The organism is Amycolatopsis roodepoortensis (assembly GCF_014873915.1).
Lineage (GTDB): Bacteria > Actinomycetota > Actinomycetes > Mycobacteriales > Pseudonocardiaceae > Amycolatopsis > Amycolatopsis roodepoortensis.
Map to the genome: position 1 here is coordinate 1,331,727 of NZ_JADBEJ010000005.1, position 14,673 is coordinate 1,346,399.

The 14,673-nt window shown below is 69.3% G+C and carries 13 protein-coding genes; 5 read left to right on the forward strand and 8 right to left on the reverse strand.

Annotated features, from left to right (window positions below):
- The first annotated feature begins 122 nt into the window (after window positions 1–122).
- The gene (locus H4W30_RS25580; protein ID WP_378234190.1) at window positions 123–1,940 is read left to right on the forward strand and encodes a diguanylate cyclase domain-containing protein; all 1,818 of its coding nucleotides are present in this window, start codon (window positions 123–125) and stop codon (window positions 1,938–1,940) included.
- Window positions 1,941–1,957: 17 nt separating this feature from the next.
- Window positions 1,958–2,422 (forward strand): peroxiredoxin, encoded by a 465-nt coding sequence (locus H4W30_RS25585; RefSeq protein ID WP_192745182.1) that lies wholly within the window; start codon window positions 1,958–1,960, stop codon window positions 2,420–2,422.
- On the opposite strand, the gene H4W30_RS25590 is transcribed toward H4W30_RS25585, so the two are convergent.
- The 4 genes from H4W30_RS25590 to H4W30_RS25605 form a co-directional block, all read right to left on the reverse strand.
- A complete protein-coding gene (locus H4W30_RS25590; RefSeq protein ID WP_192745183.1) occupies window positions 2,409–2,939 on the reverse strand; it encodes a GNAT family N-acetyltransferase in 531 nt (176 codons plus the stop codon). The two genes, H4W30_RS25585 and H4W30_RS25590, sit on opposite strands and share 14 nt — an antisense overlap.
- Before the next feature lie 61 nt (window positions 2,940–3,000).
- Window positions 3,001–4,212, reverse strand: coding sequence for an LCP family protein (locus H4W30_RS25595; protein ID WP_192745184.1), 1,212 nt, complete (start codon window positions 4,210–4,212; stop codon window positions 3,001–3,003).
- Window positions 4,213–4,306: 94 nt separating this feature from the next.
- Entirely contained in the window at window positions 4,307–5,569 is a 1,263-nt protein-coding gene (locus tag H4W30_RS25600) for an SAM-dependent methyltransferase (RefSeq protein ID WP_192745185.1), read from the reverse strand.
- A gap of 21 nt (window positions 5,570–5,590) precedes the next feature.
- Complete coding sequence (locus tag H4W30_RS25605; protein ID WP_192745186.1) at window positions 5,591–6,286, reverse strand: alpha/beta hydrolase; 696 nt, start codon at window positions 6,284–6,286, stop codon at window positions 5,591–5,593.
- A gap of 131 nt (window positions 6,287–6,417) precedes the next feature.
- Between H4W30_RS25605 and H4W30_RS25610 the strand changes: the two genes are divergently transcribed.
- Together H4W30_RS25610 and H4W30_RS25615 are read left to right on the forward strand one after the other, a co-directional pair.
- Complete coding sequence (locus H4W30_RS25610; protein ID WP_192745187.1) at window positions 6,418–7,146, forward strand: sugar isomerase domain-containing protein; 729 nt, start codon at window positions 6,418–6,420, stop codon at window positions 7,144–7,146.
- A 93-nt stretch (window positions 7,147–7,239) separates the two neighbouring features.
- On the forward strand, window positions 7,240–8,394 hold the full coding sequence (locus H4W30_RS25615; RefSeq protein WP_192745188.1) for a serine hydrolase domain-containing protein: 1,155 nt from the start codon (window positions 7,240–7,242) through the stop codon (window positions 8,392–8,394).
- 42 nt (window positions 8,395–8,436) lie between these two features.
- On the opposite strand, the gene H4W30_RS25620 is transcribed toward H4W30_RS25615, so the two are convergent.
- Entirely contained in the window at window positions 8,437–10,302 is a 1,866-nt protein-coding gene (locus H4W30_RS25620; protein WP_192745189.1) for an ABC transporter ATP-binding protein, read from the reverse strand.
- 146 nt (window positions 10,303–10,448) lie between these two features.
- Here H4W30_RS25620 and H4W30_RS25625 point away from each other — a divergent pair, with 146 nt between their 5' ends.
- Window positions 10,449–11,750, forward strand: coding sequence for a glycosyltransferase 87 family protein (locus tag H4W30_RS25625; RefSeq protein ID WP_192745190.1), 1,302 nt, complete (start codon window positions 10,449–10,451; stop codon window positions 11,748–11,750).
- Here the strand turns inward: H4W30_RS25625 and H4W30_RS25630 are convergent, their stop codons facing one another.
- The 3 genes from H4W30_RS25630 to H4W30_RS25640 form a co-directional block, all read right to left on the reverse strand.
- Window positions 11,751–11,960 carry a helix-turn-helix domain-containing protein gene (locus H4W30_RS25630; protein ID WP_003071237.1) on the reverse strand — a complete coding sequence of 70 codons (210 nt, stop codon included), beginning with the start codon at window positions 11,958–11,960 and terminating at the stop codon, window positions 11,751–11,753.
- A gap of 178 nt (window positions 11,961–12,138) precedes the next feature.
- On the reverse strand, window positions 12,139–13,767 hold the full coding sequence (locus tag H4W30_RS25635) for an ABC-F family ATP-binding cassette domain-containing protein (protein ID WP_034311834.1): 1,629 nt from the start codon (window positions 13,765–13,767) through the stop codon (window positions 12,139–12,141).
- Window positions 13,768–13,909: 142 nt separating this feature from the next.
- Window positions 13,910–14,578, reverse strand: coding sequence for an acVLRF1 family peptidyl-tRNA hydrolase (locus H4W30_RS25640; protein ID WP_192745191.1), 669 nt, complete (start codon window positions 14,576–14,578; stop codon window positions 13,910–13,912).
- Window positions 14,579–14,673 lie beyond the last annotated feature (95 nt).

The window sequence follows — 14,673 nt, forward strand, 5'->3', positions numbered from 1 at the left end:
CACTACACCCGGCCGGCTCATACCTAGTGTGGGTCCATGGGCTCGGACACCCGGTCTGAGCTGGCCATCGACCGCGCATTAAGAGGTGAAGTGTGCCCGAACCTGGTTCCGCGCCAGGGTTGGTGGACGTCGCTCGGAGATGGGCCGAGACGCTCGCTGACACTAAAGGAGTATCGCTTCCCAAGGAGCAACTCGAACAACTGCTGCTCGGAGTCGCCCAGGACGCCGTTTTGGCCGAGCCCGACCATCAGCCTGCCGTGCTGCGCTTCTCCAAGCTCTATTCCGCTTCTCCCATCGGGATCGCCCTCGCCGACGCCAACGGCGTGATCGTGGAGGCGAACGCCGCGCTCGGCCGTCTCCTCGGCTGCCGCCCCACGGCGCTGCGCGGCCGGGAGATTCCCGATCTCGGCTCCGCCGACCACGACGTCGCCCGCCTGCGGAACGCGCTCGCACAGCTCATGACGCACGGTCAGCCGACGCAGCAGGAACGCCTGCTGGTGAAGCACAGCGAGGAGGGCTCGCTCTGGGTCGACGTGACCCTGACCGACCTCCCGGGTGACCGGCCCGGTTCGGCCTATCCGGTGCTGATGGTCGCCGACGCCAACGAGATCCACCTGCTGCAGGAACGGTTGCTGCACCAGAACGTGCACGACCCGCTGACCGGCCTGCCCAACGCCACCGCCTTCGGCAACGCCCTCGAAACCGCGCTGGCCGGGTCCGGCAGCGATCAGGTCGCGCTCGTCTACCTCGACGTCGACGGCTTCAAGGTGATCAACGACGGTCTCGGGGCCGGCGTCGGCGACCAGGTGCTGCGCGGAGTCGCGAAGAAGCTCACGTCGGTCTTCTCCGGCCGGTACGACAGTTCGGTCGCCCGGCTGTCCGGCGACGGGTTCGCCGTCCTCCTGCGCGGCGACTTCACCTCACCCCAGGTGATCGCGCTGGTCGAGCAGGCCCTGGACGAACTGGTCGAGCCGATCTACCTCGGCGGGCACGGGATCGGGGTCAGCGCGAGCGCGGGCATCGTCGTCCGCCCGGTCGCCGAAGGCGGGCCCGAAGACCTGCTTCGCGCCGCGGAAATCGCCCTGCACCGCGCCAAGGAGGCGGGCAAGGCGCAGTGGATGCTGTTCGATCCGGAACTCGACGCGCGTGACCGGAGCCGCTACCAGCTCGGCGCGGTCATCGCCGGCGCGCTGGAGAACGGCGAGTTCTCGCTGATCTACCAGCCGACGGTGAAGCTCGCGAATCCCGACCAGCTGGCCGCGGTCAACGCCGGATTGCGCTGGAGCCACCCGGAGAAGGGCGAGCTGGACTCGGACGAGTTCTATCCGCTCGCGCAGATCACCGGGATGACCATCCCGCTCGGCCGGTGGCTGCTGGCCGAATCGCTCGCCGCCACCGCGCGATGGCGGAACAGGTTCGGCGAAGCCGCACCCGATGTCTGCGTGCGGCTGCCGAACCGGCTGGCCATCGAGCCCGATCTGGTGCTGCTGGTCAAGGAACAGCTCGACCGGCACAATCTGCCGGCCCAGGCGCTGCGGCTGTGCACGGACCGCGAATCCATCCTCGACGGAGGCGGCGAGGTGCTCGACTCCTTCGCCGTACTTGCCGATCTGGGCGCCCAGCTGGTGCTGACCATCTCCGGTTCGGACGATCTGGAGCTGATCCCGCGGCACGGGCTGCCGGTCCGCCACGTGATCCTGTCCGGCGCGGTCGTCGACGCGCTGGCCGACGGCGAGGACGAGGCCGACGTCCGCCACTTGTGCCAGCTGGTCGCCAGGGCCAAGGAACTGAAGCTGCGTATCGGCGCGGAAGGCGTCCTCAGCCATGAACAGGCCGAACGGCTGCGGCGGTACGGCGTGCTCGCGGCGCGTGGTTCGTTCGTGGCGGATTCCGCGACCGGGGACGAGGTCGACGAGCTCATCGAACGGCACGCCCACTGACGTGACAGGATCGGTCCATGGACCAAGGTGACATCGCCCCGGACTTCACCCTGCCCGACGACAAGGGCGAGCAGCGCACGCTGTCGGACTTCCTCTCGTCCGGCCCGGTCGTGCTGTTCTTCTACCCCGCCGCGATGACGAGCGGCTGCACCGCGGAAAGCTGCCACTTCCGCGACCTGGCCGCGGAATTCGCCGAGGTGGGCGCGCACCGCGTCGGCATCAGCCCGGACGCCGTCGCCAAACAGCAGGAGTTCTCGGCCAAACACGGTTTCGACTATCCCCTGTTGTCCGATGTGGACGGTGTGGTGGCGAAACAGTTCGGTGTCTGGCGCAAGTTCAGCCCGCTGCACGCCAAACGGCACACCTTCGTCATCGACACCGACCGCAAGGTGCTCGAGGTGATCAAGAGCGAGCTGAAGTTCACCGTGCACGCCGACAAAGCCCTCGCCGCCCTGCGGGAGCGCAAGACTAAGAGCGCTTGAGCCGCCAGATCCGGTTGACGCCCGCGCAGGCGGGAGCGAGCGGTGGTTCGGCGGCCTCGTCGCCGATCATCGTGAACCCCAGCCGCGCGGGCACGGCACCGCTCGCGAGGTTCTTCTCGTCGTGCCGGATCTCGACCTCCGGCGCGCCGAGCCGGAAGGCCTCGGCAGTCAGGAGCCGCGCGGCCCTGGTCGCGTAGCCGCGGCCGGTGTGGTGCCTGCCGAGCCAGTAGCCGATCTCGATCCGGTCGGGATGCGTGATCATGCCGGCGCCGCCGACGAGGCCTTCCCCGGCGAGGATCGCGAAGTCGTAGGCCTTGCCCTCGGCCCAGTTCTTCGCGGTGTTCTCCAGGAAGTCGGCGGCTTCGCGACGGCCGTACCCGTAAGCGGCCCAGATCATCCACGCGCCGAGGTGCGCGGCCGAATCCCCCGCGACGGCGGCGAGGGTTTCGAGCTGCTCCGGCTGCCAGCGGCGCAGGGTGACGGCTTCGTCGGCGAGGGTCTCGGCGGGCGCTTCCATCAGTCTCCTCGTGAGTGGTAAGGACGGTTCTAACCGTCCTTACCACTCACGAGGCCGAGGGTCAGGTGAGGATCGCGCTGTCCGGGATCTCCGTGTCGTTCTTCAACGCGTCGAACAGCAGCTTCGACTTCGTCTTGTCCCAGTTCTCCGCCGAACCACTGGTCACCGGCACCGTCGTGGTGACGACGCCGCCGGAGGAGATCCCGCGCATCGCCAGCGCCAGCCCCACCAGGTTGTGCACGTGGTCGCCCGAATCCATCGTCAGCGCGTCCGGCGCCGTCGACAGCAGCGGGAACAGCGAGAACGGGTTGAGCAGGGTGCCGGGGCTGCCGATCTCGCTGACCATCGCGCCGATGAACTTCCGCTGGTTGGCCACACGGTCGAGGTCCGAACGCGGCGTCGCCTCGCTGTGCCGCATGCGGACGAACCCGAGCGCCTGCGGACCCTGGAGGTCCTGGCAGCCCGCGGGGATCTTGATCTTGGTGAGGGTGTCCTCCATCGGCTTGTCCACGCACATGTGGACCCCGCCGATCGCGTCGACGATCTTCGCGAAGCCACCGAAGCCGATCTCGGCGTAGTGGTCGATGCGCAGGCCGGTGGCGCCTTCGACAGTCTGCGCGAGCAGCGTCGGGCCGCCGATCGAGAACGCCGAGTTGATCTTGTTCTTACCGTGCCCGGGAATGGTCACCTGCGAGTCGCGCGGAAGGCTCAGCAACGTCGGTTTGACGCTGTTGGACGGGATGTGCGCGATCATGATGGTGTCGGTCCGCTTGCCGCCGCCGGCGGCCTTGCTGTCCCCGGTGACGAGCTTCTCCTGCTCTTCGGGGGTCAGCCCGTCCCGGCTGTCGGAGCCCACGATCAGCCAGTTGGTGCCTTCGGCCGCGACGGGGCGGCCGGAGTAGTCGGCCAGCGCGTCGACGCGGTTGATGGAGAACTCCAGGTACACCCACACCCCGGCGAGGAACACCACGAACACGGTCAGCAGGGTGAGCAGCACCTTGCCGAAGCCCCAGCGCTTACGCCGCCGCGGCGGGCGCGCGTCGTCCATCGGGCGCCCCGGAGGGGGCTGCGGCGGGCCTGGACGGCGCGGGGGCGGGCCGGCGGGCCGTTCCTGGCCGCCGTGCCCCATGGGCCTGGTCCGCTCGTCGTACGGGCTGCTCCCCCGGCCCGGCAGCGGCATCATCTGCGCGGGCTGATGCCGCCGGGGGCGGCCGGACGGCGGCCGCTGCGGCGGCGGCATCCGTCGCCCTCGGTCGTCGCCTCCATACGTCATGCCGAATCACCCGTCCCGATCTCGCGTGTGGGGCCCAGTCAACCGCAGACCCTAGGTGAAGGACGTCCGGCACCCCGCATCGGTTGGGTGGACCTCACCGTCCGTTTTCGGCGAATCCGAACTGGTGGACCTTGAGGTACCCCGAGCGGAACCCCGCTTCGGAGTACGCCAGATAGAACTCCCACATCCGTTTGAAGACGTCGTCGAAGCCCAGTTCGGTGATTTCGTCCCACCGCTGAGTGAACTTCTCCCGCCATCCCCGCAACGTCCGGGCGTAGTCCTGGCCGAACTCGCGCACGCCCTGCAGTTTCAGCCGGGTGTGTGCCAGCACACCCTGTTCGATCGAAGTGGTCGACGGGATGAGCCCGCCAGGGAAGATGTACTTGTGCATCCAGGTGTAGGACCGGGCCGCGGCGAGCATGCGTTCGTGGTCCATGGTGATGGCCTGGAGCCCGAACCCGCCGCCCGGCTTCAGCCGCTTCCCGACGGTCTCGAAGAACGTCGGCCAGTACGCCTCCCCGACCGCTTCGATCATCTCGACACTGACCACGGCGTCGTACTCGCCGCCCGCGTCGCGGTAGTCGCACAGCCGGACGTCGACCCGGTCGGCGAAACCCGCCGCCGCGATGCGCTCGGTCGCCAGCTTCGCCTGCTCTTCGGAAATGGTCAGTGACGTCACTCTGGCCCCCCGCGCGGCGGCCCGGATCGAAAGTTCGCCCCAGCCGGTGCCGATCTCGAGCACGGTGCTGCCTTCGCGCACCCCGGCGTAGTCGAGGACGCTGTCGATCTTGCGGTGCTGGGCGGCCGTGAGGTCGTCGTCCGGGCCGAACAACGCGGACGAGTACATCATCGACGGATCCAGGAACGCGCCGAACAGGTCGTTGGACAGGTCGTAGTGGCGATGGATGTTCGACCGCGCGCCCTCGACGGTGTTCTCCTCGCCCGCGGGGTGACCGCGGTCGACGAACCGGCGGAACCGTTGCAGCAGCGGCGGGATGAGCGTCGCCATCCGTTCCGCGAACGGGGTCAGCACCTCGGCGAGCGCGTCGCTCGTCCAGTCGCCGACCATGTAGGCCTCGCCGAAGCCGATCTTCGCGTCCACGCCGAGGCGGTGGAAGAAGGCGGCGGGGCGGTTGAGCCGCATCTCGGGCGCGTCCGGCCCGCCCGCGCCGAGCTGCGAACCGTCGGGCATGCGCACGCGGACGTTAAGCGGGCGCACCGCGTGCCGGAACAACTGCTCGGCGATCCGCGCCCGGAAAGGGGAATGCGGCGGGGTGGCCAGCCCCGGCCACCGGTTTTCGTCAGGGGTGGGCGGGCCGGACGAACCGGCCGTCCGATCGACGCTCGACGTGGACATGAGAACTCCCTCCCGCCCGGTCTAGACCGGGATCCGCAGCCGTTCCGAACTCGGACGCCCCCAGGCGCCGCTCAGCGTCTCGTCGCTTCCCCCGGCTTCGATCAGCTCCAGGGTGAACGCCCGTACGAGCCGGTTCCAGACGCGAGACCTTCGTAGCATCGCGTGCCCCTCGCCGCCTATTTCAAATCGCGCCGACCGCGATGTCACCTTTTCGGCGCGTTCCGCGAAAGCGTGTGACGCCACGGGATCGGTCATGCGGTCCTTGGTCCCGTGCGCGATGAGGACGGCGCGGCCGCCGACGGCGTCGATGGGTTCACCCGGTGGTGTCCACGGCGCCAGCGCGCAGACGCCGATGACGGCCGGATCGTCGGCGACGCGCAGCGCGACCCGTCCGCCCATCGAATGGCCGACGAGGATCACCGGGACCCCGGGGTGATCGTCGTGGATCTGTTTCAAGGCCCAGCGCGCGTCGGCGAGCGCGTCGGTGCCGTGGTCGTTCCAGCCGTAGATCCGGTTGCGCAGGAGGCGCACCTCGACCCCGTGCGCCCGGCCCGCCCGATGGACGTCCTTCGCCAGCGGCACCATCCGCTGGTAGGCCAGCCGCCACGGCGCCACGCGGGCATGACTGTGCTCCGCGCCGCCGTGCAGGACCAGCACCACGCCGTTCACCCGGCCGCGTGCCCGCCAAGTCCGCACCGCGGGATCAGCCTCGCTCACCCTGGACCCTCCAGTCTCCGAAACCCCGGCCGCAGTGATCGGGTCAACCTCGATCATGACCCGATGTATTCCACTTCGGCCATTGGTCCACGCGATACATTCGTCGCTGATCTCCAGACGGAAGGGCGGATGTGGTGAGCACCACCGAACGTTGTGCAGGCGTCGCCGAACGGCTCGCGGAGGCCGAACGGAGTAACGCGGAGCAGATCCGGGAGTCGGCGGAGCTGATCCTGGGGGTCATCCGGGCGGACGCCCTGGTGTTCACCGCCGGAGCCGGGCATTCACTGGCCGCGGTCGCCGAGACCTTCTACCGGGCGGGCGGGCTCGCCTGCGTGTACCCGGTCTACCACCCCGAACTGCTGCCCCTGCACGGCGCGCAGCACAGCACCAAGACCGAACGCCGCTCCGGGCTGGCCGAAGAGGTGCTGGCCGAGCGCGCGCCGGGCCCGGACGACCTGCTCGTGGTGTTCTCGACGTCGGGGGTCAACCCGTATCCGGTCGAACTGGCCGCCGGCGCCCGCAAGCGCGGGGCGTCGGTCATCGCCGTGAGTTCGGCCGCGTCGGTGGCCGCGGCGCCCAAACGCGCGGCCACGACGCTCATCGAAGAGGCGAGCATCGTGCTCGACTCCCACGTCCGTCCCGGGGACGCGAGCTACCCGGCGGACGCGCCGCGGACCGCGCCGCTGTCCACGGTGATCAACGCGTTCCTGTGGAACCTCGTGCTCGCCGAGGTCGTCGACCTCGGTGCGGCGCAGGGCGTCGACATCCCGTTGTGGCGCAGTTCCAACGTGGACGGTGGCGACGAGGCCAACGCCGCGCTGCTTGCCAAGTACGGCGCCCGGGTTCCGGCTCTCCGCTAGCTCCTCCACCGCGCGGACGAGTTCCTTGACTCGTCCGCGCGGGGCTTCTACGGTCACATACCGACCGGTCGGTGTCCGCAGGAGGTCCGTGCCATGACCGAGATCCACGGCGAGTGTGCGGCGGGCTTCGAACCCGTGCGCGCCGCCTTCGAGGAGAACTTCGCCGAACGCGGTGAGCTCGGCGCCGCGTTCTCGGTGACCCGGCACGGCGAGACCGTGGTCGATCTCTGGGCGGGCTGGGCCGATCCGGACCGGACGACCCCGTGGCGGGCGGACACGCTCACCAACGTCTGGTCGACCACCAAGGGCATGACCGCGCTCTGCGCGCACCACCTCGCCGACGCCGGGCTGCTCGACCTCGACGCGCCGGTCGCGAAGTACTGGCTGGAATTCGCGGCGGCGGGCAAGCGGGAGATCCCGGTGCGCTGGCTGCTCTCGCACCGCTCGGGGGTGACCGGGATCGGTCTCGAGCGGCCGGTGGCGGTGAATGAACTGTACGACTGGGACCACATCACCGGACTGCTCGCCGCGCAGGCGCCGCTCTTCGAACCGGGCACCGCCAGCGGCTACCACGCGCTGTCGTTCGGGTTCCTCGTCGGCGAGGTGGTCCGCCGGGTGAGCGGGCAGGACGTCCGCGCGTACTTCGCCCGGCACATCGCCGGCCCCTTGGACGCGGATTTCCGGATCGGCCTGGACTCCGAAGCCGATCTGGCGCGCTGCTCAACCCTCGTCGAACCCGTGCTCAGCGAAGAGATGACGACCGCGCTGACGCAGGCGTTCGCCAACGCCGGACCGGTCGCCCTCGCGGCGCTGGCGAACCCGCGCGTGCAGGGCCTCGACGCCAACGAACCCGAGTGGCGGCGCGCGATCCTGCCCGCCCTGAACGGGCACGGCACCGCCAGGGCCATCGCGACCATCTACGGAGCACTGGCTTCGGGTCGGCTGCTTTCGGCCGGAGCGCTCGCGACCGCCCGCGAAGGACAGGGCCGCGAGGCCGACCTCGTCGGCGGGCTGGGCAACGAATGGGCGCTGGGGTTCTACCTCGGCAGCGAGGAACGTGGTTTCGGACCGAATCCGCGCGCCTTCGGGCACGACGGGTTCGGTGGCTCGTCCGGCGGCGCGGATCCCGAAAGCGGGATCGCCTTCGGCTACACGATGAACCGGATGGGGCCGCTGATGCGGGACGATCCGCGGAAGATGGCGCTGGTGAACGCGACCTTCGCCGCTCCCGCCCTCGTGAGTGGTTAGGACGGTTCTAACCGTCCTAACCACTCACGAGCCACCTGAGGGTCACGCGGCCGCGGGTTCCTCCGAGAACTGCGTCAGGTACAGCGCCGCGTAGCGCCCTTCCCGGGCGAGAAGCTCTTCGTGCGTCCCCCGCTCGACGATCTCCCCGTGCTCGATCACCAGGATCTGGTCGGCCGCCCGGACGGTCGACAACCGGTGCGCGATGACCAGCGCGGTCCGCCCGTCGAGCGCGTCGGTCAGCGCCTCGCCCACGGCCGCCTCGGACTGCGAGTCCAGATGCGCGGTCGCCTCGTCGAGGACGACGACCCTCGGCTGTGCCAGCAGCAGCCGGGCGATGGTCAGCCGCTGCCGCTCCCCGCCGGAGAGCCGGTAGCCCCGCTCCCCCACCACGGTCTCCAGCCCGTCCGGCAGCTCCCGGATCAGCTCAACCAGCCGTGCCTTCTCCAGCGCCGCCCAGATCTCGGCGTCGGCGACCCCGGGCCGCGCGTATTCGAGGTTCGCGCGGATCGTGTCGTGGAAGAGGTGCCCGTCCTGGGTCACCACGCCGACGGTTTCCCTCAGCGAGGCGAAACCCAGGTCGCGGACGTCCACATCGGACAGTTTGACCGAGCCGGCGTCGACGTCGTAGAGGCGGGGCAGCAGTGAGGCGATCGTCGACTTGCCCGCGCCCGACGAACCGACCAGCGCCACCATCTGGCCGGGTTCCGCGCGGAAGCTGATGCCGTGCAGCACCTCCTCGCCGCCCCGGTGATCCAAAGTGGACACATCCTCCAGCGACGCCAGCGAGTACCGGTCCGCCGCCGGGTAGCCGAACCGGACATCGGAGAACTCCACCGAGACCGGACCTTCGGGAACGCGGCGCGGCTCCGGCTTCTCCTCGATCATCGGCTTGAGGTCGAGCACCTCGAAGACCCGCTCGAACGACACCAGCGCGGTCATCACGTCCACCCGGACGTTCGCCAGCGCGGTGAGCGGCGAGTACAGCCTCGTCAGCAGCAACGCGAGCGCCACGACGGTGCCCGGCGCGAGCGCCCCGGTCAGCGCGAGGTAGCCGCCCAAACCGTAGACCAGTGCCTGCGCGAGCGCGGAAACCGTGGTCAGGCTGGTGAGGAACCAGCGCGTCAGCATCGCCGTGCGCACGCCGATGTCGCGCACGCGCCCGGCCCGCGCGCCGAACTCGCCCGCTTCACGAGCAGGGTCGCCGAACAGCTTCACCAGCGTCGCGCCCGGCGCGGAGAACCGTTCGGTCATCTGCGTGGTCATCGACGCGTTGAGCTGACCGGCCTCCCGCTGCAGCGCGGCCATCCGCCGCCCGAGCCGCCGCGTCGGCAGGATGAACACCGGCAGCAGCACCAGCGCCAGCAGGGTGACCTGCCAGGACAGCGTCACCATGACCACGAGCGACAGCACGAGCTGGATCACGTTGGTGACCAAACCGGACAGTGTCGCGGTGAAGGTCCGCTGCGCGCCGATGACGTCGTTGTTGAGCCTGCTCACCAGCGCGCCGGTGCGGGTGCGCGTGAAGAACGCGACCGGCATCCGCTGCACGTGGCGGTACACCGCGAGCCGCAGGTCGAGGATGATCCCCTCGCCGATCCTCGAAGACTGCGCCCGTTCGGCCAGCCCGAGCCCGGCGTCGATCAGCGCCAGCACGGCGATCACGACGGCGAGCCACACCACGAGCGAGACGTCGTGCCCGCCGACGATCGCGTCGACCACCTTCCCGGCCAGCACCGGCGTGCTCACCGCCAGCACCGCTGAGACGACGGTGAGCACGAGGAATATCAGCAACCTCCGCCAATGTGGCCTGGCGAACCGCGCGACCCGGCGCAGCGTGCCCTTGTGCAGCCCCTTCGGAACGTCGGCCGACTTCATCGCCGAGTTCATCAGCGACCAGGTGTTGTCCATGAGAACCCTCTCTTCGCCCCCAGAACCTCGATATTAGTCGAGAGTTTTCCCGGATATACGCATGACCAACACCAGACCACACCGGATGCTTCCCGGTTTCCGCGTCCTCTTTCCGGCGGATGCCGCCGCGTCGGTAGCCTGAGCCGGTGACCACCGACCCAGACCGGCGACGACTGACCATCGACCTGGTCTTCTACACGGGATGCCTGATCTTCGCCGTCGTGAACACGGCCGTCGCGGAGTTCTACGGTTATCGCGTGTGGGCGAACTTCGCCGTAGCGGGTTACGGCCTCGCCGTGGTCCACACCGGCCGGCTGACGATCGCCGCCCGGCGCGGCAAGCCGCTGTCCGGCGCGCTCGGTTCGCGGTGGCTCGGTATCGGCGCCATCGGCCTGTTCGCCATGATCCTTCCGTTGGGAATGCTCGTCATTCGCCGTCTGACCGGAGTGGACTGGCTCGTCACGCCGAACTCCTGGGCGGCGCAGCCCGAGGTCTGGGTGATCGAGCGGTCGGCGAAACTCCTTCTGGAGAACGGAACCCCGTACGTCGACGTCACCGCGCTCGGTCGCGCGGTGGAAGTAAACGATTACACGCCATACGGTCCGGTGATGACCGTCTTCGGTCTGCCGCGCGCCCTCTTCGGTGGCGGGCCGGTCGCGGACGCCCTCACCGACGCGCGCTGGATGTTCGCGCTGGCGGCAGTGGCGTGCGTGCTGCTGACGCTGCGGCTGCTGAAGTGGCCGGAAATCCCGGTCAGCGCGGCCCAACTCGCGCTCGCCTGCCCGCTGACGGCACTGACCTGGGCGGTCGCCGGCCCGGATCTGGCCATCGTCGGACTGCTGGTGCTGTCCTTCGCACTGGCCGCGACCGGACGCGCGATCCTGTCCGGTCTGGTGCTGGCCTTGGTGGTCAGCGCGAAACTCATCGTCGCGCCCGCGATCGTGGTGCTGGGTGTCCTGTTGATCACGCGCCGTGGCCCTCGCGCACTGGGCGGATTCGCCGCGGCACTCGTGGTGACGACCCTCGTCCTGCACGTGCCCGTCTACCTGGTCGACCCCAAGGCCTTCGTCGAGCACGTCTTCCGGTTCCCGATGGGAATCGGCGTGATCAAGTCACCGGCGGCGAGCCCGTTGCCCGGCCACCTCATCGCCTCGCTCGGCCCGGTGGGCACGGCGGTTTCCTTCGCCCTGCTCGGGATCGCCGCCGTCGCGATCCTGGTCTGGTTGCTGCGCCGTCCGCCCTCGACCGGCTCGGACGCGCTGCTGCGCATGGCTGTCGGGCTCGTCGCGCTGATCATGCTCACTCCGGCGACGAGGTACGGCTACCTGGTGTATCCGCTGGTCCTGCTCGGTGCCAGGCTGGCCTTCCTGGCCGCGGAAACCCGTGAAACAGCGGTCCCTGGAAAGGGAACTGCGCCCCCCGCGCAGCAGTCCGCTACTTCCTCGTGACTACTTCTTCTTGACCCTGGTGGCACCGCCACGGCCGCGCAGCTGGACGCCGGACTCCGAGAGGACCCGGTGCACGAACCCGTACGAGCGACCCGTGGACTCCGCGAGAGCGCGGATGCTCGAGCCCTTCTCGTATTTCTTCTTCAGGTCAGCGGCCAGCTTGTCACGCGTGTTGCCGGTGATCCGCGCGCCTTTCTTGAGATCAGCCACGTCGATCGCCTTCCCGCCGAGAGTGTTCTGGGCCACATAACGGCCCCTGTCGCCGCAATGATCGAACACTGAGCGCCGGAATGCCAGACGACGAGCGCAAAACTGCTGAAACCGCGATCACATTGGGCCATTTCAGTGGCCGGATGGCATCGATCAAGCACCCGAACGGACGCAGGCCTCACGCAAGCTGGACAAGTTCCAGATAATCCGCCGACCAATGGTCCTCGGTGCCGTCCGGCAGGAGGATCACGCGTTCCGGCTCCAGCGCCTCGACGGCGCCCGGGTCGTGCGTGACCAGGACGACGGCTCCGGCGAAGCTGCGCAAGGCGTCCAGGACCTGGGCGCGGCTGGCCGGGTCCAGGTTGTTCGTCGGCTCGTCGAGCAGCAAAACGTTGGCAGCGCTGGACACCAGCCCGGCGAGCGCGAGCCGCGTCTTCTCACCGCCGGAGAGCGTGCCGGCGGGCTGATCGAGCTGCTCGCCGGTGAACAGGAACGAGCCGAGAAGGTTCCGCAACTCCTGCGCTCCGGTGTCCGGCGCGAGGTGACGGATATTTTCCCACACGGACGCGTCGTGGTCGAGAGTTTCATGTTCCTGTGCGTAATAGCCCAGACGCAATCCGTGACCCGGAATGGTCTCGCCGGTATCCGGAGTTTCCATTCCGCCGAGCAGCCGGAGCAATGTGGTCTTTCCGGCACCGTTCAATCCGAGCACGACGACCTTCGACCCGCGGTCGATGGCGAGGTCGACTCCGGTGAAGATCTCGAGCGAACCGTAGGACTTCGAGAGCCCCTCGGCGGTGAGCGGCGTCCGGCCGCACGGGGCGGGCTCGGGGAACTTGATCCGGGCGACCTTGTCGGCCTGCCGGGTCTCGTCGAGCGCGGAGAGCATCTGCTCGGCACGGCGGGCCATGTTCTTGGCGGCCACGGCCTTCGTCGCCTTGGCGCCCAGTTTGGCGGCCTGCTGCTGCAGCGCGGACGCCTTCTTCTCGGCGTTCGCGCGCTCGCGGCGGCGCCGCTTCTCGTCGGTGGCGCGCGCGTCGAGGTAGCGCTGCCAGCCCATGTTGTAGAGGTCGAGCTCGCCGCGGGTCGCGTCGAGGAACCACACCTTGTTGACGACGTCCGCGAGCAGTTCGACGTCGTGGCTGATGACCACGAGACCGCCGTCGTGCTGCTTCAGGAAGCCGCGAAGCCAGTTGATGGAGTCGGCGTCGAGGTGGTTGGTGGGCTCGTCGAGCAGCAGGATCGTCTCGGATTTCCCGCCCGCGCCCGCTTCGGCGGCGGCGAACAGAATCCGGGCGAGCTCCACCCGGCGGCGCTGACCACCCGAGAGCGTCTGCAGGGTCTGCTCGAGCACCCTGTCTGCCAGGCCGAGGTTGGAGCAGATCCGCGCGGCCTCGCTCTCGGCGGCGTACCCACCGAGAGAGGCGAAGCGCTCTTCGAGACGGCTGTAGCGGTTGACCGCCTTGTCGCGTTCCTTCTCGTCCGCCAGCTCCGACATCGCGGTCTGCGCTTTTTCCATGTTGCGCAGCAAGGTGTCGAGGCCGCGCGCGGAGAGCACGCGGTCCTTCGCGGTGACGGAGAGGTCGCCCTCGCGCGGGTCCTGCGGGAGGTAGCCGAGCTCGCCGCTGCGGCGGACCTCGCCCGCGTACGGCTCACCCTCCCCCGCCAGCACCTTGAGCGAGGTGGTCTTGCCGGCGCCGTTGCGGCCGACCAGGCCGATGCGGTCGCCCTGCTGGATGCGGACGTTGGTGTCGTCGAGCAGAATGCGCGAGCCGGCGCGCAGCTGCAGGCCAGAGGCCGTGATCACGGGAACTCCCGGTACAAGGGGTGGATGAGCGGACAGCTTCGACTCGTCTGCCGTCGGGCAGACGAGGAGCTACTCCAAGAGGATGTCCACGCGATCAGTGTACGGGCCGGTGTCGAGCGGTTTTATCCGACCGTGCCCGACGTCACGGCCCGGAGAGGGTGATTTCGACCGCGACCGCCCGCTCCGCCGCGTCTTCGAGCACCGTGCGGCGCGGTTCGGCGATGTCGAGGACGCGGGCCTCGGCACGCTCGAACAACGGCGCGAGACGCTTGTCCTCGCGCAGGGATTCCAGGGCGCGGCGGTCACCACCGAGCACGACCGCGTCCACTTCGGACAGTTGCGGGACGAGCACCTCGAAGGCGTCGTCCGCGGCGGAACGAAGCGCCGAGCGCGCCTGCCCTTCCCGCCGCCGCGCGAACCGTTGCTGAGACCAGCCGCCCGCCGCTGAACGGCCCTGGACGAGATGGCGGTCCGTCCTGGACTGGACGACCACTCCCCCGCGCGCGATCCCGACGCTGTGCCCGCCGCGGCGCACCAGCAGGAGCGCGATCCTCCGCGAGATCAGCGCGTGTTCGATGAGGGGGCCGACGGCGAGACCCGGCACGGTTCCTTCGGCGTTCAGCGGTCCGAAAGGGACGGTCGCGACGGCCACCACGCCGTTGCCCGCGACGACGGTGACGGTGTCCGCCTTGTGTTCTGTGAGGCGGACGCCATCGTTGCGGACGGCGAAACGGGCGTACCAGCCTTCGAGGCGATCCGGCGCGATTTCGACCGCCCGTCCTCCGCCTGCCACCTGCCGCTCCCTCGCCATGGGTTCAACGTACGGGGCGCGGCGCGGATCGGCAGGTGGATCGGTCGTAGCCGTTTCGCGGCGACGTCCCTGGCTGTGGACGGTGATGCGGCTGG